The 19,814-nt window shown below is 38.0% G+C and carries 13 protein-coding genes; 4 read left to right on the top strand and 9 right to left on the bottom strand.

What is annotated here, in order from left to right:
- Positions 1 to 131: 131 nt before the first annotated feature.
- The 6 genes from ABR854_RS19690 to ABR854_RS19715 form a co-directional block, all read right to left on the bottom strand.
- Positions 132 to 1,655, bottom strand: coding sequence for a SusD/RagB family nutrient-binding outer membrane lipoprotein (locus tag ABR854_RS19690; protein ID WP_350267565.1), 1,524 nt, complete (start codon positions 1,653 to 1,655; stop codon positions 132 to 134).
- Between the two features lie 25 nt (positions 1,656 to 1,680).
- Entirely contained in the window at positions 1,681 to 4,866 is a 3,186-nt protein-coding gene (locus tag ABR854_RS19695) for a SusC/RagA family TonB-linked outer membrane protein (protein ID WP_350267566.1), read from the bottom strand.
- 433 nt (positions 4,867 to 5,299) lie between these two features.
- Complete coding sequence (locus ABR854_RS19700) at positions 5,300 to 6,745, bottom strand: SusD/RagB family nutrient-binding outer membrane lipoprotein (RefSeq protein WP_350267567.1); 1,446 nt, start codon at positions 6,743 to 6,745, stop codon at positions 5,300 to 5,302.
- 36 nt (positions 6,746 to 6,781) lie between these two features.
- Entirely contained in the window at positions 6,782 to 9,625 is a 2,844-nt protein-coding gene (locus tag ABR854_RS19705) for a SusC/RagA family TonB-linked outer membrane protein (protein ID WP_350267568.1), read from the bottom strand.
- Positions 9,626 to 9,657: 32 nt separating this feature from the next.
- Positions 9,658 to 9,975 carry a carboxypeptidase-like regulatory domain-containing protein gene (locus tag ABR854_RS19710; RefSeq protein ID WP_350267569.1) on the bottom strand — a complete coding sequence of 106 codons (318 nt, stop codon included), beginning with the start codon at positions 9,973 to 9,975 and terminating at the stop codon, positions 9,658 to 9,660.
- A 241-nt stretch (positions 9,976 to 10,216) separates the two neighbouring features.
- A complete protein-coding gene (locus tag ABR854_RS19715) occupies positions 10,217 to 11,014 on the bottom strand; it encodes an SDR family oxidoreductase (protein WP_350267570.1) in 798 nt (265 codons plus the stop codon).
- A gap of 196 nt (positions 11,015 to 11,210) precedes the next feature.
- Between ABR854_RS19715 and rlmN the strand changes: the two genes are divergently transcribed.
- Both rlmN and ABR854_RS19725 read left to right on the top strand, forming a co-directional pair.
- A complete protein-coding gene (gene rlmN, locus ABR854_RS19720) occupies positions 11,211 to 12,254 on the top strand; it encodes a dual-specificity RNA methyltransferase RlmN (protein WP_350267571.1) in 1,044 nt (347 codons plus the stop codon).
- A gap of 67 nt (positions 12,255 to 12,321) precedes the next feature.
- The gene (locus ABR854_RS19725; protein ID WP_350267572.1) at positions 12,322 to 12,882 is read left to right on the top strand and encodes a Uma2 family endonuclease; all 561 of its coding nucleotides are present in this window, start codon (positions 12,322 to 12,324) and stop codon (positions 12,880 to 12,882) included.
- Positions 12,883 to 12,885: 3 nt separating this feature from the next.
- On the opposite strand, the gene ABR854_RS19730 is transcribed toward ABR854_RS19725, so the two are convergent.
- Positions 12,886 to 13,740: an AraC family transcriptional regulator gene (locus ABR854_RS19730; RefSeq protein WP_350267573.1), complete on the bottom strand. Its 855-nt coding sequence runs from the start codon at positions 13,738 to 13,740 to the stop codon at positions 12,886 to 12,888.
- A 254-nt stretch (positions 13,741 to 13,994) separates the two neighbouring features.
- Between ABR854_RS19730 and ABR854_RS19735 the strand changes: the two genes are divergently transcribed.
- Together ABR854_RS19735 and treF are read left to right on the top strand one after the other, a co-directional pair.
- The gene (locus ABR854_RS19735; RefSeq protein ID WP_350267574.1) at positions 13,995 to 15,254 is read left to right on the top strand and encodes an MFS transporter; all 1,260 of its coding nucleotides are present in this window, start codon (positions 13,995 to 13,997) and stop codon (positions 15,252 to 15,254) included.
- A gap of 44 nt (positions 15,255 to 15,298) precedes the next feature.
- Positions 15,299 to 16,810 carry an alpha,alpha-trehalase TreF gene (treF, locus tag ABR854_RS19740; RefSeq protein WP_350267575.1) on the top strand — a complete coding sequence of 504 codons (1,512 nt, stop codon included), beginning with the start codon at positions 15,299 to 15,301 and terminating at the stop codon, positions 16,808 to 16,810.
- A 63-nt stretch (positions 16,811 to 16,873) separates the two neighbouring features.
- On the opposite strand, the gene ABR854_RS19745 is transcribed toward treF, so the two are convergent.
- Together ABR854_RS19745 and ABR854_RS19750 are read right to left on the bottom strand one after the other, a co-directional pair.
- Positions 16,874 to 18,229, bottom strand: coding sequence for a vanadium-dependent haloperoxidase (locus tag ABR854_RS19745; RefSeq protein ID WP_350267576.1), 1,356 nt, complete (start codon positions 18,227 to 18,229; stop codon positions 16,874 to 16,876).
- Positions 18,230 to 18,374: 145 nt separating this feature from the next.
- A complete protein-coding gene (locus ABR854_RS19750; protein WP_350267577.1) occupies positions 18,375 to 19,751 on the bottom strand; it encodes an L-serine ammonia-lyase in 1,377 nt (458 codons plus the stop codon).
- Positions 19,752 to 19,814 lie beyond the last annotated feature (63 nt).

The following is a 19,814-nucleotide window of genomic DNA, read 5'->3' on the forward strand; positions in this document are numbered from 1 at the left end:
TTGGCAGCTTGGTGGTATTGCCATTGAAAAAACTGTCTCTGATGGGTTAAAATCAACATTCTTGGTATATTTAAAACGAAAAAGGTCGCCAAATTGGCGACCTTTTTGAGCAAAAATATTTTCACTAAAAATTAATCAACATCCCAAAATAATTTTGTTGCAAAAGCATCAATTGTACCTTGAGCAGTTACATTTGCCTGATTTGCACCTGATTCAGTATTAGGATAGAAGAAACGTACTGGACGTTTTGTATCTGGCACTTGAATACTTTGAGGTGTAACAGGTAAGCCTGTTTTACGGTATTCAGACCATGCCTCTAAGCCATTGAAATTGGTAAATGTAATCCATTTTTGAATAGCAATTGCATTCAATTTATTAGTTGAAGCATCCCAATCATAGTTCTCAATTTTACTACCTTTAAATGCGGCCGCACTTGCTACATTAGCACCCAAAGCTCTGAATGACTGAGCAATTCCTTCTTCAAAATAAGCTTTTGCTGTACCTGGAAGCGTCACATCAGTGTATCTTTGCTTTGCTTCTGCTAAGTGTAATTGTACTTCCGAAGCTGTCAATAAAAGATAAGGTTTATCATAAGCTCCTTTTACCAAAAGGCTTGGCCCCAAAGCACTCGAACCTGCTGGTAAATATCCTGAACTTGCTCCAAATGGCACACCAACATAATTAACTGCTAATTCAGCTTTTGAGCTTACCCCAGCCGTAGTACCTTCACCACCTGTTGCATAGCCAATTCTTTTCAAACGTAAAGTATCATTTGAAGTTTTCAAACTATTAACGAGGTATTGAGTCAAACGTGGGTAGTTATTCAATGCTCTTTTAGCACCATTTGCATCGTATCCCCAACGGTCATATACTGGATTTAATTTTCCAGCAGTTGCTAAGAAGAAACCTGTTCCACCAACGCCAACATCTTCGCCAGTGATAAAGCCAGAGCCTTCTGAAACGATTTTGTTGATCTCGGTTTTGATATAAGAATCACGACCGCTAATTCTTGCTTGACGCATCAAGATTCTCAATTTCAATGAGTTAGCAAATCTCGCCCACTTTGTAGTATTACCTTTGAAGATAATATCAGAGCTTGTAAATGCACTTGCAAAAGCATTGGCTTTGATGTCAACTAAGGCATCATCCAACAATTTAATTAAGTCTTCATATACTGCTTTTTGGTCATCAAACTTTGGAGCTAATGAACCAACACCTTTCAAGGCATCAGAATAAGGCACATTACCGTACATATCAACTAATTGTTGCACTAATAATGCTTTCATTACTTTTGCAGGGCCTTTCAAGAATTTCTGATTGTAAGAATCTGCATTTTCAATCACAAACTGATAATCATTCAAATTATCGTAGTATCCATCCCAGTAGTTAAAATCACCGTTGGTGAAGTTATACGCAAAAAGCGTAGTTGAGATGATATAACCATTCGATTGCGTCCATTGACCAGACCAGTAGGAGCCTGTTTCGTTGGGTGAAACCATATTGGCAGCCGAAGTATTTTCAGCATTTGTAAATACGAAGTTTGGTGATGCCGTGGGTAGCGTATTAGGGTTTGTATTGATGTCTAAGAAAGACTCGCTACAAGCACTACTCATCAACGCCACAACTGCTGATAGAAATATTAATTTTATTTTCATTTTCAATTCAAATTTTGGTGGTTACTTAAAATACAAGGTTGATATTTACACCATACTGACGCACTGGAGGTGTTTGAGAAGTATTGTTAATACCCAAACCATTACCAGTTGTAAAACTATACTCAGGGTCAGTGTAGTAGTTAGCTTTATCAACGATTGTCAACAAGTTTCTACCATAAAGAGCAATACTTGCACTTGAGAATACTTTAGTTTTTGAGATAACTTTTGATGGAACACTATATGACAAGTTTACATCTCTCAATTTTATAAACCATGCTTTATTTACGAAGTTTTCAGAAATCAAACGATAATTATCAACCCAAAGAGCATATTCAGCTTCACGAACATTTACAGTTGTATTAGGTGTAACTGTTTTACCATCAGCATTAAGAATAGCTGAATTAGGGAAAATGTGTGGAGCCCTGTTTTCAGTCCAACCACCAGCACCTGTAAATGTCATTTGGCGACCTAAATCACTATACATGTAGTTTCCACCACGATACTCGAAATTGAATGTAAATGCAACATTTCCATAGGCAAATCTTGAGCCTAAACCAGCAATGTGGCGTGGTAATGTACCACCACGAGATGATAGTGTAGTCTGACGTAATGGATAACCTGTTGTAGGGTTAACCAAAACATAGCCCGAACCATCTGGTGCATACTGATAACCATCCGTTTTCAACATTGGGAAACGCTCTCCTTTGATTACGTTAGTATTTGCGTAAGAATATCCACCATATTGAAACTCGTTGATTCCTGGATAAAGGTCAATAACTTTGTTATCATTAAATGAGTATCTCAAAGAGAAATCCCAATTGATTTTTTGGTCTCTGAAGATTAAATATTTGAATTCACCTTCGTATCCCCAGTTTTTAGTTTCACCAACATTAATCAATAAGTTACTAAAACCAGTTGTATTAGGAACTTTAACCGTAATTACTTGCCCTTTTGAAGTTTGCGTATAAGCCGAAACATCTAAATTTACACGGTCATTAAACAATTGGAATTCTCCACCGATTTCACCCGAATAAACAGTTTCTGGTTTCAAATTCGCATCTGGAAGTACGTTTCCTACTGTCAAACCAACTGTATTTCCATAAGGGAAATTTGCACCATTATTATATACTAAATCTAAACCATATAATGGAATATTATCGTTCGCATTTTTATTGTAGTTCAAACGTAATTTAGCATAGTTCAATACTTTTCCTTTTAAAGCTGGGAAGGCATCTGTTGGGATAAACGATAACGCAGCACCATAATAAGGGTAAGAATAGAAATTCTTAGCACGAGTTGGCTTGTAGAAACGTGAAGTTTGGTCATAACGGAATGTTCCGTTGAAAATCAACCAGTTTTTATAATTAGTTGTTAAGTCAGCATAATACCCGAGCTTTCTTTCCATTGTATTAGCTTCTCCACCTGTTAACTCACCTTGACGGTTTGAAACGTTGTAGATTTCTGGTACAACGATTGAACTCGAACCAACCGAAATAGACTTAGTATATCTTTGATAAATACTACTTCCTAAAATCAATCTGTTCTTGAATGACCCAAAATCTTTAGTCAACTGAGCTTGGAATTCATTATTAATAACGTTTTCAGTAGATGAATAATCATTAACTCCACCCAAGATATCAGTAATGGCACGATAGATACCATCATAGTCATCATCGTGAGTCCAAGGCTCAGGGATATACGCTTTATTTTTCGCCCAGTCAGAATACAAGAATTTACCTACCGTATTTTTACCAGTACGTGAGTTATTCATTACACCCAAACGATTAGTAAACTGTAACCAATTGGTAGTCTTGTGAGTTAAGCTAAAATTACCTGAGATATTGGCATCTTTATAGTTTAATCTGTTATTATCTGCTACAAAATAAGGGTTATTTAAGTAGTCATTATAATAACCATTCGGACTCGCCAACGGATTAGTTTTCCAATCTCTCAACTCATATAAAGGGATGTTTGCAGGTTGGTTTAAAACTTCACTATAAAAATCAGCCCCTGTACGATCATAAGCTGCTTGTGTATAGCTCATTGTAAAACCTGCTGAAAGTTTTTGATAATCTTTCGTCGCCGATAATCTCACACCTGTTCTTTCACTTTTATCGCCAGGTACGACCCCTTTGATTTTTTGGTTTTCTGCTGATAAATAGAATGAACTTGTCTCATCGCCACCTTGTACACTGAATTGATTATTGGTAGAAACACCTGTATCAAAAGTTTTTCTACGGATATTATCAAGTGCTGCGTAAGGCACAACTAAGCTACTGCCATCTTCCGCTACCCTTCCTTGAATTCTCGTAGAGCCATCAAATGCATCGCCATACTGTTGGTTTTCATAAGGTCTCCAGTTTCCTGCCATTCTTACTAAGTAATCATTGCTGTATCCAGCAGTACCAAATGACTGATAGTAGTGAGAACCCGAACCATATTTGTCTTGAAAATCTGGTAAGAAGCTGATTTGTTCGAAGTTTGTACTGTTTGAGTACGAAACTTTCAATTTACCTTGGGCTCCTTTTTTAGTAGTAATTACGATAGCACCGTTGATACCTGCCGAACCATACAATGTAGCCGCTTGACCACCTTTCAAAATCGAAACACTTTCGATGTCGTTAGGGTTAATCAAAGCCAAAACAGTAGAAGTAGTTTGCATACCATCTAATACTACTAAAGCTTCGTTGTTACCAGTTAATGAACGGAAACCACGTAATACCACTTTCACCGAAGGGTCAACGCTATTGTTTACGTTATAAACTGCTAAACCTGTCACTTTACCAGAAAGAGCTTGTGCTAATTGTGGCGAGCGACCAACCGTGATGTCTTCAGTTGCCACTTTCGAGTAAGCATAACCAATCTCTCTGATGTTTTTGCGGATACCTTGAGCAGTTACCACAACCTCATTGAATGCCGCCGCATCTGCTTTCAATTGTACATCTAAAATAGAGCGTCCACCAACCTCAACCGTTTGAGTCGTAAAACCAATAAAACTGAAAGTTAGAGAAGCATTGCCAGAAGTAGCAATTTTGTAAACTCCGTTTCCATCAGTTGTTACACCTTTGGAAGAACCTTTAATCAATACACTCACGCCTGGAAGTGGTGAGCCATCTTCAGAAGAAGTTACCTTCCCTGATACTGTTTTTTCTTGGGCAATAGCAATGCTGCCCCAAACCAGCATAATGCTGGCGAGTAGAAGTTTCCTCATACAGTTTGTTGTTAGTTTTTAGTTTAGATTATTTTGCAATATTTGACTATTGCAGAATAAAGTTATGGACAAAAACAATATTTTGCAAAGAAATGCAATGAAGTTTTTTTAAAGTATGATAAAAGTCAGGGTTTGAGGGTTAAATTGAATATTAAAACAGCAAATACTAAACCATTGATTATAAGCAACATATGACTATTGGAATATTAAAAAAAATAAAAAAAATACTTTCAAGAAAAAAACACACAAATAGTTGGTTTGCATAATATTTTATAACTTTTTCTTGATTTTATATTATGCCATTTTCAGTTTATAACCTGCTCATTATTAACCTATTTTGTTTAAAAATGTCTATTAGAAACTCTACTGACTAAAAAAATAAGGGAAGATTCTCGAAAGAATCTTCCCTTACCAACACTTTATAAATCGCTATTTACTTCTTATCCCACCATACACGTGTATCTTGTGTATCTGGGCCTTGTGTCGAAACAACTTTATCATAATTGATTTTATTCAAAGTCCCTTCAGTTGCCACATAAGCCATACGGCGAGGAATCTGCCCACTTGCATTCAATGGTTTTGAAGCAGGTGTTAACGCAGGATACCCAGTACGACGCCATTCTGCCCATGCTTCGTTTCCTTGATAAAACAATGCTACCCATTTTTGAGTGGCAATTTGCTCCAAAGCAGAAGCTTCTTTGTAAGCAATACCATCTTGTTTCAAGAAATCTGCAATAGCGGTGGTAGTTGCTGCCGCACCTAACCATTGTTGCATTGATGCCGTAATAGCTGCCTCGTAAAGTGCTTTTGCATCTCCTGATATCCAACCTAATTTAGCCGCCTCTGCCTGAGAGAATAATACTTGTGCATAAGTAAGTACATTCGCTGCCGAATTTTGTTGACGCATTGAGCTTGCTGCTAATGATACATCCTGAGCTTTCGATGCCGCTGGGAAAACACCATAAGGCACACCTGCGTATTGTAGATTGATGTTTCTCTCTGCAATTGCCGAAATACGAGGGTCTTTAGTTTTAAGCAAATAATTTACAAACACATCACTTACAGCGTAATCTTTACGATTTGTTGTAATGTAATTGTTATATAAAGGATGCTCATTATTAGCTTCTGATAAATAAGTATATTTTACGTTATCAGCATTTGATGTAAGCGGGCCATCAGCCATGGCGGCCAAAAACTCTGCCTTTCCTTTAGCGGGGTCAGCTTTTGACAAACGAAGAGCCATTACTAAACGTAAAGAATTAGCAAATTTCTTCCAACGAGTAGCATTTCCACTCAATAGAATATCACCAACTACCGCTTTTCCACCATCAAACTGAGCTTGTGCTTCTTTGAGTTCTTTAAACAAATCATTATAAACGGCTTGTTGAGTATCAAATGCAGGGCTAAAATCAGCTTTACCTTTCAAGGCTTCTGAATATGGAATATCACCCCAACGGTCAGTAATCCAAAGATAAGTATATGCCTTAGCAATACGAGCAACCGCAATTTGGTTATTATTTGAGCCATTTGCCGCAGCCGTAGTCTTAGTTTCTGGATTGGTATTTAAGTCAATAATATTTTGATAAGCAACTAATGGACCAGTGTAAAACCCATTATAACTAAAATTAATTGTCTTATAACGAGATTCTTCGATATAAGTGATATCACCGAACTGTTGGGTATAAAGAGCTGGTACGATATCAGTCGTCATTGCTCCTACGTTACGCAACGCTCCAGTCAAAAAACCCGCAGTATTTGGGGTTGAAGGGCTATTTGGGCTGACATTCATGTCGCCAAACTCGCCAGGCTCACAAGCAGTAGTCGAAACGCCTAATACTGCTGCGAGTGCTAATGTTTTATATATTGCTATTTTTTTCATATACTAAAATTCGTTTAATTAAAGCAGTGAGATAAATTAAAATCCTAAATTTAAGTTTATACCAAATGAGCGAACTGGAGGTAATTGTCCACCTTCTGTCCAATAAACTTCTGCTTCTGAAATATCTATTCCACCACCAGCGGCACTATAAATCAACACAGGATTACGTACGATAAACGCAACTTTGGCCGATTTGAATAATTTACCACCCATGATAGTTTTAGGAATGTTATAGCCCAACGCAACCTCTCTTAATTTTACATAAGTTTGGTCATAAAGCCATTTCTCGTTGAAGGCAAACATTTTATCTTCATAGTACTCTTGTGTTTCTACGCGTACAGTATTTTGCTTGCCATCTTCGGTTACACCCGGCAATAAGATACCACCACCTTCAGAAACTGGGTCACGCTTAGGGTTTCCGAGTTCATTCAAGCCAGCAGTTTCTTGGGCTAATCCAGCATAAGCATTAAACATTTTTGTAGTTGAGAAGAATTTACCACCTACAACGAAGTCGATATTAGCACGGAATGAGAAGTTTTTGTAAATGAGTGTATTCATTAAACCGCCTTTAAACTTAGGTAATACCGACCCCATCGCTTTATTATCTTGTGGAATATAATGACCATCTGTTCCGATTAGTTTTTCACCTTTATCGTTTACTTTGTAGCCTCTACCTACCAAAAGTCCCCATTGTTCTCCAACTCGGGCATTTACCGTAAGAGTTCTCCAAGTTGGACCGCCTAATTGATAATTGCTCAATCCATCAGCCAGTTCTACCACTTTTGAAGTATTACGGTCGAAATTCAAATCAACATCCCAAGTAAATCCATTAGCTGACTTTATTGGAGTTGCACCGATATGAATTTCAAAACCTTGTGTTTGAATTAAGCCTGCGTTAATCAAAGCTGATGAATAACCACTCGTTGATGGCACTGACAAGCCAATGATTTGGTCTTTGTTATTATTACGGTAAGCAGTAAATTCTAAACCTAAGCGGTTATTGAAGAACTTTAAATCAATACCACCTTCATAAGCCGACGAAAGACCTGGTTTTAAATCTTGATTCGGCAACTGTGTTGGTAAATATTGCGTTGGATTAGAACCAAACGGATTTCCTGTTGTATAAGTAAGACCAATGGCGTAAGGGCCTACATCTGTACCTACTTGAGCAACACTACCTCTTAGTTTCGCATACGTCAAGATATTATTTTTTGGTAAAATCTCTGACAATACAAAGCTACCACCAATTGATGGATAAAGGTATGAGTTATTAGCTTTTGGTAATGTTGAAGACCAGTCATTACGGATTGTTCCTTCGATAAATGCAATGTTGTTATAACCAACACTTACGTTCCCGAAAATACTATTTACACGTCTTTCATAAGTTAATGACTGCACGGCAGGACGGTCTTTTGAAGCTGCAATATTATAGAAACCAGGAGTTGTAAGTCCCCCTACTGTTGATTGTGTATAAACACCTGTTTTTGAGTAACGAATATTACCCCCTGCATTAGCCACTACCGAAAATTTACTAAAGTTTTTATTGAAAGCCAATAATGCTTCGTGGTTGTTTTCAAAGCCAGTTGTTCCGTAGTTGGCGTAAGCTCCTAAGCCACCAGCATTTAATGTTCCGTAGGCAATACGACCTTCTCCATAGTAATTTCTCCAATCTCTACGAGAGGCCACCGATGCCGATAAATAATCAGTAATCTTGTAAGATAAACCTAAGCTACCATAAATACGGTCATTGTTATTAAGGTTTGTGCTTTCATACATCTGCGTGTATGGGCTATCCCAATACTTTGGTTTGGCATCACGTGGGCCACCGATATTCCAGCTTCTGTAAGTTCCATCTGGGTTTTTATAATTTCTCAAATCATCAATACTCAACTGACGTTGAAACCATTGATTAAACGAGCCAATCGTTTGGTTAAAGCCCGAAACGGTAGCATTTGGATTTACTCCTGTAAAACCACTTGCAGCCGTACCGCCAGATGAACCGTAGTTATCGGCAGGAACATTTTTTGCACGAGTTGCCGAATAAGTTACATCTAAAGTAGCAGAAAATTTGCTTGTAAAATTATACGTATTCTTAGCACTTACGAAGTCTTTTTTCTGACTACTATTTGGCACAATACCTTTGTTATCAATGTGTGTATAAGAAATACGTGATTGGTAATTATCGCCACCTTTCGAGAATGCAAAGTTTGTGTTATTGCTAATTGGAGTCTCGAAGAAATCTCTCACGTTATTTGGGTTTGGTGAGAACGGAGTCAATTGGCCAAATTCAGGGCCTTGCTGCCACGAAAACGCCGAACGGTGTAATGTCCCGTCTAATTTTGGCCCCCAGCTTTCGTCAGCCGAATAATCTAAGATTTTTTGACCATCAAATGCTTTCCACTCAACTGGGTCAATTGCTGGATTGTAAGCAAATGTATCCCACTCTTGTGAATAACCACCACCGTATTCGTTCTGATACTTTGGCAATAAAGCTACTCTGTCCATTGTAGTGCTATGATTTACACTAAATGTAGTTTCGCCAGCTTTTGCTCTTTTCGTTGTGATTACGATTACACCCGCCGAACCACGATTACCATAAAGTGCAGAAGCCGATGGCCCTTTCAATACTGTTAGGTTTTCAACATCATCCATGTTTACATCAGCGATACTCGCTACTGGCGTACCATCAACAACATAGAGTGGATCACCACCTGTAAGTGAGTTTACTCCACGAATACGAATATTAGGTGAACCAAATTTTGCACCCGATTGCCCTAACACTTGCACCCCAGCAATTTTACCAGCAAGAGCATTTCCTACGTTGGCATCACGAGCTACAGTGAGTTTATCTGCCTTTAGTTCTTGTACGGTGTAGTTCAAAGACCTTTTCTCACGTGAGATACCGAGTGCAGTTACAGCACAACTTCGTTGAGCTGTGCTACATCCGACTTCAATTGCACATCAATAATTGTTCGGTTTCCGATGTTCTCGGTTTGCGTTTCAAAACCAATAAAGCTGAAGCTTAGTGTTGCGTTGGCGGGAGCGGAGATTTTGTAGATACCATTGCCGTCAGTTGTTGCACCTTTAGTAGAACCTTTAATCAAGATACTCACACCTGGGAGTGGAGAGCCGTCTTCAGATGAAGTTACCTTCCCTGAAACTGTTTTTTCTTGGGCAAAAGCAATGCTTGCCCACACCAGCATTATGCTGGCGAGTAGAAGTTTCCTCATACAGTTTGTTGTTTAGTTTAAATTAAGTTATATGTAAATTACTATTGAAATAAAAGTATTGATAAAATTAGATATAATACAAAGGAATGCGATGAATGGCAATGAAAGTATGACCAAAATCAAAGTTTGTGCGATATTACTTAAGTCTAATTGTCTATAATTTAGTAAAAAAAACGAAAAAGCCCTCCAAACAAAAGCTCATAAAATAGTATAAAATACTCATAATCAGGTAAAAATATACTTATTTCGGACTTTGTTTACGCACAATTCTTGCCAGTAATTTCGGGAAGAATCTTTTTAAATAAACCCCAAAAACTTCTTTCCCACCCATATAAACTTCATCTTTATTTTTGTAGATGGCATTCAAAATTCGGCTGGCACATTCATCCGCCGACATTCCGTTGGCTTGATTATCGTCCATTTTTCCGAATTTACTTCCATCGGCCGAAACCGCATTGAGCGAGATATTGGTTCTGATATAGCCTGGGCAAATCAAACTCACGCCGATATTATCATCATAAACTTCGGCACGAAGGGCATCAAAAAAACCATGCAAGGCGTGCTTTGAGGCACAATAGCCCGAACGCATCGGTGTAGCGAGTTTGCCAGATAAACTACTCGTTACGGCAATATGCCCACTTTTTTGTTTTCGCATGGTTGGCAAAACAGCTTTCGTCAGAGCTACAACTCCAAAAAAATTGAGGTTCATGATTTTCTGATAAACTGCCATTTCTGTCTCTTCTACCGAGCTGCGTTGCGAAATACCTGCATTATTGAAAAGTACATCTATTCGCCCAAAATGATTGATGGCTTGCTGGGCTTTTGGCTCAATTTCTTCTGCTTTCTCAACATCAATCGGTAAAACAAAAACATCATTTTCTGGCAAACCTGTCGCCTTTTTTACTCTCAATAATTCTTCTTCACGGCGGGCCGAAAGTATCAATTTTGCACCTTCTTTAGCAAACGCATACGCCGTGGCTTCGCCAATTCCTGACGATGCTCCTGTAATCCAGACAACTTTATTTTCAAATCTTTTCATCTTTTTCGACAATTCTGTTTCTTTTTTTGTTTACCCTCTATAAAAGCAAAAGTAAGGTTTTTAGATGATAAAACGTTTATTCTTGGCAAAACCAACGAATATTTCGGAACTTTGCGAGATAAAAAAAATCTTTTACGAAAATTAACGTCGGCAGGGTTCAGAACCCTGCCGACGTTGGTGCTACGAAATAGTCAGTATGAGCAAGCAAGACATAAGAAAACTTTCGACCGAACAAATAAAAACTTGGCTCACAGCCAACGGCGAACAAGGTTTCAGAGCTAAACAAATTTCGGAATGGCTTTGGAAGAAGTCGGCATGGAATTTTGATGATATGACCAACCTATCATTAAAAACCCGTGAGCTATTGAAAGAAAATTTTGAGATTCGAGCCGTTTCGGTGCATAAAAAACAAGTCAGTAATGATAAAACCATTAAATCGGGCTTTAAATTATTTGATGGAAATTTGGTGGAAGGCGTACTGATTCCAGCCGACGACCGCATGACGGCCTGCGTTTCATCTCAGGTAGGTTGCTCGCTTACGTGCAAATTCTGTGCAACGGGCTACATGGCTCGCAAACGCAACCTCGACGGAGCTGAAATCTACGACCAAGTGGTGCTTATCAAGCAACAAGCCGAAGAACATTATAATCAGCCACTTACCAATATTGTATATATGGGCATGGGCGAACCGCTGCTCAATTATTCGGGTTTGATTGAATCAGTAAATTACATTACATCGCCCGAAGGCTTAAACTGGTCGCCAAAACGAATCACGGTAAGTACGGCAGGAATTGCGAAAATGATTCAGAAATTGGGCGATGATGGCGTTAAATTCAATTTAGCACTTTCGCTTCATGCAGCAAACGATACTAAACGCAACGAAATCATGCCAATTAATGAGAGTAATTCGTTACAAAATTTGGCTACGGCACTCAATTATTTCTACAAAAAAACGGGCAACAGAATTACGTTTGAATACATCGTATTCAATGATTTCAACGATTCTCTGCAAGATGCCAAAGAGCTTTGGGAATTTACCAAAAAAGTACCTGCAAAGGTAAATATCATTGAATATAACCCCATTGCCGAAGCCGATTACGTGAATACAACCGAAGATAAACTAACCAAATTTGCTAAATTTTTGGAAGACAAAGGTGTTGTTGTAAATGTACGTCGTAGTCGTGGAAAAGATATTGATGCCGCTTGCGGACAATTGGCAATTAAAGAACCGACGGTTTGAGAAAAAATCACAAAATCAACGAGCAATTATTTGAGTTTTTTATAACTTAGCAAAAAATCAATGACCAATGGTAAAGCCAATTAGCACCGAAAAATGGACATACGAACGACTTTTGCAAGAATTACCTTCGGAGTCGAGACATGAAATCCGTAATTTTAATTTAATTGATATGCCCGCACCAACTATCGAACACCAACAAATTGTTGGCTTAATTTACCGACTTTTGTTTCAATTTGCTTTCCAAAACCAACTCGGAGAAGTTTTTGTTTCGCCTTTGGATGTGGTTTTCGATAAAGGAAATGTGTGCGAACCTGATGTAATTTTTGTTGCTACTGAAAATAAGCAAATCGTTGGTCGAAAAAACATTTCTGGCTCACCCGATTTGGTAGTAGAAGTAGTTTCAAAAGGTTCGGTAGTAAGAGATTACGTAGAGAAAAAAAATGATTACGAAACTTTTGGTGTAAAAGAATATTGGTTGATTGACCCTCTCAACGAAACTATCATTGTTTATTCGTTAGAAAATAATAAATACAGTATTTTTTCAGCGGTTGAAGAGCAAGGCATTGCAAAATCAAAACTTTTAGATGGTTTTGAATTAGCTTTTGAAGAAGTTTTTATGGCTGAATAGTTGCTATTTCCGCAAAACCAGTTTCTTAAATTCCAGCGGACTTTTGCCTTTGATTTCTTTAAAAACCTTACTGAAATACGAATTATTCGTAAAACCGCACTCAAAACATACATCAGCAATACTTCTTTCGGTCATTAAGAGTTGACACGCTTTATTGATGCGGTATTCATTCATAAAATCGGTAAAAGTTTGATTGACCGTTTTTTTGAAATAATTACAAAACGACGGCACAGTTAGGTTAGCAATATCGGCTACTTCTCTGATATTCAAGGGGTTTTGATAGGTTTTCTCTACATATTCATACACTCGTTTGAGGCGAAGCTGGTCTTTTTGATTAAAATCATAGCGAGTATCGAGCGAATTGAGCAGATTATATTCGGCAGAATAAGCCAATTCTTGAAAAATATTCAACAATCGAATTAATCGCTCGAAGTGCGACACCCCAATTAGTTTCTTCAACTCTTTTGCCATTTTCTTGTGCGTTTCGCCATAAAATTGAATTCCTTGCTGCGAACGCTCGAATAATTTTTTGATGTGTTCCATTTCGGGGTTTTCAAAAAACTTATCTCCCAGAAAATCTTCTTTAAACTGAATCACGATTTCTTCGTGTTCGCCCAGTGCATCGTAGCCAAAACCTGCATGAGGTAAGTTTGAGCCTATCAACACCAAATCGCCATCTTCATAATAACTCAGATGATTTCCTACGTGTCGGCGACCCCTACCTTCAAAAACCAGCACCAGCTCAAATTCTGGATGATAATGATAATTCCACGGAAAATCGTGGGCTAAAACTTTCTGATTGAGTAATCTAAACGAGCTACCTTCATCATTCTGAATCTGTTCGAGGGGTGTTTTCACTCTATTAATATTAGTTTTATCAAATTTTTCATAAAAATAATAATACAGTTTTAAAGTTGATTAATAGACCTATATTTTTTTTTGTCGAAAACGCAGAACTTTGTTACGTAAACCACTACCAAGAAGTAGTTTACATTTTTTGATTAAGGAAAACCTATGATGGATTATAAAAGGCGAGCGTATGCTCGCTTTTTTTTAGATAATACTGCCTATTCTTACTCTCAAACTATCAACCTCTATAACTTATCTTCTCTATGCAAAACTGGAAAATTAAACTTTCGCTTTACCTCAACTATTTTGTGTTTGCTATTTTGCTCAATAGTGTCGGAGCAGTGATTTTGCAAGTACAACGCAATTTCGATGTGAGCAAATCAGACGCATCGGTTTTAGAAGGTTTTAAAGACCTCCCGATTGCTATTTGTTCGTTTTTGTTGGCATCGTTTCTGCCCAAAATCGGCTATAAAAAAGCCATGCTCGTGGCATTGGCATTGGTCAGTATTATTTCGTTTACGATTCCTTATGCCAATGGTTTTTGGCACTTCAAATTATTGTTTTTAGTGGTCGGAATCTCGTTTGCTCTTATCAAAATTTCAGTTTTTGCCACAATCGGACTCATCACGAAAGACATTAAAGAACACTCAAGTTTTATGGGCTTGCTCGAAGGTACATTTATGATTGGGGTTTTGTTAGGAAATATTTTGTTTAGTTTATTTATTGATAATGATAATCCAAAATCTGAGACTTGGCTTAGTGTTTATTGGATTTTGGGGGCTTTATCACTCATTGCATTTTTGTTGTTGATGTCGGCCAAATTAGACGAATCTGATGCAAAAATCGAAGGTTCTTCGCTCAGCAATGACTTCTTGGCCATGATTCGCCTCATTATTTTACCTTTGGTTATTGTCTTTATTATCAGCATATTTTTATTCGTGCTTATCGAACAAAGTTTCCAAACTTGGACTCCGACTTTCTACAAAGACATTCTGAAAGTTCCCGCCAGCATGGGCATTCAGGCAGGAGCAATTTTGGCAGGAGCATTTGCCATTGGGCGTTTCGCTTCGGGCGTAATTTTGCGTCGTTTTAGTTGGATTTTGGTTTTATCTGTCTGTCTTGCCATTTGTGCATCCTTAGTTTTGCTTACTTTGCCTCTTACGCAAGGCATCATTGCATCGCCCGATACAAACTGGACAAATGCACCGATTGTGGCTTACATTTTCCCGATTATGGGTATTTTCTTAGCCCCTATTTACCCAACCATTAATTCGGTTATTCTGAGTTCTTTACCCAAACATTTGCACAGCCCAATGTCGGGATTAATTGTTGTTTTTTCTGCTTTAGGTGGCACAACGGGTTCAATCATCACAGGTCATGTTTTCGATGCTTTTACGGGGCAAACAGCCTTTTATCTTTCGTTAATTCCGATGGGAATTTTGCTGGTTTGTTTGTTTATTCTGAACGCACTACAAAAGAAATCAAACACAGAAGTTTCGTTTACGAATACCGCAGGGCATTAATTAACCATTACGTATTTCCAAGTATTTTGTTCCTATTATTTACCATGACAAGTAGCTTTAAAAATATCTTTGACTTAGGGCTTTTGTTTGAAAGAGTTCAGACAGAAAATATCTTTCCTGATAATAAAACCTTTCCTGATTGTATCGCAAAGGATAGTTTAGATGTCATAAACGAAGCATTTTTACACGAAAAAGATGCAGAAGACTTTGATTTGAAAGCTTTTGTAATGAAACATTTTGATTTGCCAATCAACCGAACGGCGACTTACGAAAGCGATAAAAATCATACGATAGACCAACATCTCCAAACACTTTGGGCAGTACTTACTCGTGAACCCGAGCAAGAAAATAGTTCACTTATTCCGTTACCAAACCCTTACATTGTGCCTGGTGGACGTTTTGGAGAAGTTTATTATTGGGATAGCTACTTTACAATGCTTGGCCTACATGCTTCTGGGAGAATCGACATGATTGAATCAATGGTTGAAAACTTTTCGTACTTAATTGATAAAATCGGACATATTCCAAATGGTAATCGCAGCTATTACGTGGGGCGTTCGCAACCACCGTTTTATTCGTTGATGGTGAAGTTACTGAGCGATGAAAAAGGATTAGGGGTGTTGGTAAAACATTTGCCATATCTAAAAAAAGAGTATGATTTTTGGATGAATGGCAAGGAAAAGCTTACTGCCGAAAATAATGCACTTCATCGGGTGGTATTAATGCAAAATGGTGCAATTTTAAATCGTTTTTGGGATGAAAATAATACACCTCGACCAGAGTCTTTCAAAGAAGATGTTGAACTTTCGCATCAATCTACGCAGGAAGCAAGCGTTTTGTTTCGTAATTTAAGAGCTGCCGCCGAATCGGGTTGGGATTTTAGTAGTAGATGGTTCAAAGAAACGGATTCTTTTGCCAGTATTCACACCACCGATATTATTCCGATTGATTTGAATTGCTTGCTTTTTCATTTAGAAGATACGATTTCGGCTGCTTACTCTTTGCTTGATGATAACGATGAAGCTACTAAATATCAGCGTTGGGCACAAAATCGTAAAGAAGCAATTCAGCATTATCTTTGGAGCGAATCAGAGGGCTTTTATTTCGATTATGATTTTGTAGAAAACCAACCAAAAACACATTGGACGCTGGCCGCAGCTTTTCCACTTTACTTCAAGATTGCTGAGCTAACCAAAGTACAGAAAATTGCTGAACATATCGAAGGTAAGTTTTTGAAAAGTGGTGGTTTACTAACAACTATTGCCCGAACAGGTCAACAATGGGATTCACCCAATGGTTGGGCTCCTCTACAATGGATTGCCTATAAAGGTCTTTTGAATTATAAATTCGATGATTTGGCCAATAAAATTCGCCAAAACTGGCTTCAACTTAACCTAAGAGTATATGAGCAAACAGGAAAAATGACCGAAAAATATAATGTAGTAGATGAAGGTCTTTTGGCAGGTGGGGGCGAATACCCAAACCAAGATGGTTTTGGCTGGACAAACGGCGTTTACTTAGCAATGAGCCAAAAAGTTCTGAGTTTAGAGTGCTGAATTCTGAGTAAAAAAACACTCTCAACTCAGCACCGCACGGGCGGCCCCGTCTAAATTCAGAACTCATTTCGTCCATTTCAAATTATTGATATTTTGCCCAACTTTACGGCCTTCGGCCAATCCAGTATCATTATCACTTCGAGTATGGATTCCACCCAAAAACCTCGAATAAGCCGACTCTTCGGCAGCTTCCCAAAATGAATTATATGAACGATTCTTATAAAACACAAAAGTTAGTGGATCTTGTCCACGGCCTTCGTGCGAATTATCAATATACTTAAATTCATTGCCATAAAGTTTGGTTAGAACAGTTGCTGAAGCTGCTGATTGTACTGAATGCCCCGAATAAAATGCAGGAAAAGGGGGTTCAGGCCAAAAAGATAACCAAGAAGCATCTATATAGCTACGAATATACGTTGACGGCCTTTCGGCATTATAAGTATATTTAGTTTTCCAGCAAATGGTGAAAGCATCTGCAATTGACATTCCTACCATCGCAAAAGTTTGGGTGGCTTTAATCAAGCTTGGCTTAGCAGTTTTTACCGCAATCTGAGCGATGCTATAAGAGTGTCCTGGGGGGGTAAAGGTTCGGCTTGGATCATCTCCCCAAAACAAGGCAATTTCTTTTTCTTCTTGAGTCAAAACCTTATTTTTTGCATAAACCTCCAGAAACTGAGCATAATACTGCGTATATGAGCTTGAATTAAAAGCAATTGGTTTCGGTATGGGTAATGTTCCATTTACAGTTACAAAAGTTCGATTCTTTCCCCAATATGGATGTAAAGGCAAAGTGCTTGCAGATTGACTAAAACTTGGGGTTCGCCAAAATCCAGGCCCAACAGGTACCATATAATCAAGGGTAAAATTTCGGTTATAACCTTGATACCCTCCATCTGTTTTTGACCACTCAAATATTGCCTTAGCTACATCTTGCCCATATTTTACTGAACGGTCAACAACTTCTTGTGTTTCAGCCTTATATTCGGTTAAAATTTTACTTTCAAGCGAATCAATCGTTTTTTTATTAGCTGCGGAAGTCTGCTCGTAAATATTTTTATGTATCCACGCCTGTCCTGCATTTAGACTTAATGCCCAATTATATTTTTTGGTAGTATCTATCTTCGGTAAAGCTGTCAAACCATTCAATTGACCTGCCATTGAGCGATATTCTTTATACCCTCCAACGATGCTTTCATACATGGTAAGACCAATATAACCAAATCCTCTCGAAGCATAAGTTGGCGTGTTATTTGGCGTTCTTTCCGCAATAATCAACGACATTTTGCCCCATCTAATTGCAGTATTGGCAGTTGTGCTATCTGTCGCAGCAATCGGTGTGGGATTTTCTGTATTTTTATTACAAGAATTGATAAGAATTCCGATAGACAAAATACTTATAACAGAGATAATTCTTTTCATTTTTCTTTGGTAATCAATCTTTACACATTCAATTTTCGATTTCATCAAAAATTAAACCATTTATCTACATAAACAAACTTTTATTTGACTTTAAAATTACAGAATTTTGGAAATAACACAAATATAAATCCAAAATTACGGAAAACTAACATTCCGTTGCACTCAAAGCCAAACCAGCCTGTGAAGTTTCTTTATATTTTTTCGACATATCACGCCCAGTTGCTCGCATTACTTTTATGACACTATCAAGCGATATTTTCTGAGCTGAAGCATTACCCGACGATGATAATAAATAGGCATTATATGCCTTAATTGCCCCCATGGCGTTGCGTTCGATACACGGAATCTGTACATATCCACCGATTGGGTCGCAGGTCATACCTAAGTGATGCTCAATTGCAATTTCAGCGGCAGCTTCCACAATTTCGATACTTTTTCCTGCACAATAAGCCAACATTGCTGCTGCCATTGCCGATGCCGAGCCGATTTCACCCATACAACCCATTTCTGCACCCGAAATACTGGCATTGTGTTTAATCAAAAATCCAACTGCAGCGGCGGCCAACATTCCTTCTCTGAGACGTTGCTTATCGTAGTGATAATGGTTACGTAACAAAAAAAATACCCCAGGAATTACCCCCGAAGCTCCCGAAGTAGGAGCAGTTACGACGATGTTTCCAGCAGCATTTTCTTCCGAAGCAGCCATACAATAAGCATTCAAAAAAATCATAAAGCTATCACTTGCAGATGCAAGGCTTTTGGCTTGTTCGTATAAAACTGGGGCTTTTCTACGCAATTTGATTGTGCCTGGCAAAAGTCCTTTTTGGCGTAAACCTCGTTTTACTGCTTTGTGCATCGCTTCCAGAATATCATCAATTTTCTGAAAAATTTCTTTGCGTGAACGTCCAGTTAAAACCTCTTCGTTGGCAATCATCAAATCGGTTAGCGTAATTTTATTTTTCAGTAAATGCCCTTTCAGTTCTTTCATGGTAGTGAAAGCATACTTGGGCATTTTATCATTCTCTAAGCTTAAATCTTCTCCTTTCCGCTGAATAAAGCCACCTCCTACCGAATAATATTCTTCTTCCAAAACTAATTCATTAGCACTTATCAACTTAAAAACTAAAGTATTTGGGTGCGGAGAATCATATCGTTTTTTTTCAAAAACTATACTTTTGCCAGTGAGCTGTACTTGATTATCAGCCACTTGCGTTTCGTAAGTATCTGTTTCATTTTTTAATAATGCCGTAAAAGCCGCTGGCTCACAAGTGTCTGGAAGCCAACCCAATAACCCTGCAATTACAGCTCGGTCGGTACCGTGTCCTTTTCCTGTTGCACTCAAAGAACCATATAAATGAATGATAATTTGTGGATTTTCGAGCGATTGAGTAGTTGCCAAAAAATTGGCTCTTTGCAAAAAATCATAAGCCGCTTTCATCGGACCAATCGTGTGCGAACTCGACGGCCCAGGCCCAATTTTGAATAAATCGAAAATAGATGTTTTAATTATTTCTTGTGGCATTGTGTTGTTATTGTTAATGACGAAGTGTTTTCTAAGCAAATTTGAGATTTTTTAGAGAATAAT

Origin of the sequence: Emticicia sp. W12TSBA100-4 (assembly GCF_040253585.1) — a bacterium.
Classification (GTDB): domain Bacteria; phylum Bacteroidota; class Bacteroidia; order Cytophagales; family Spirosomataceae; genus Emticicia.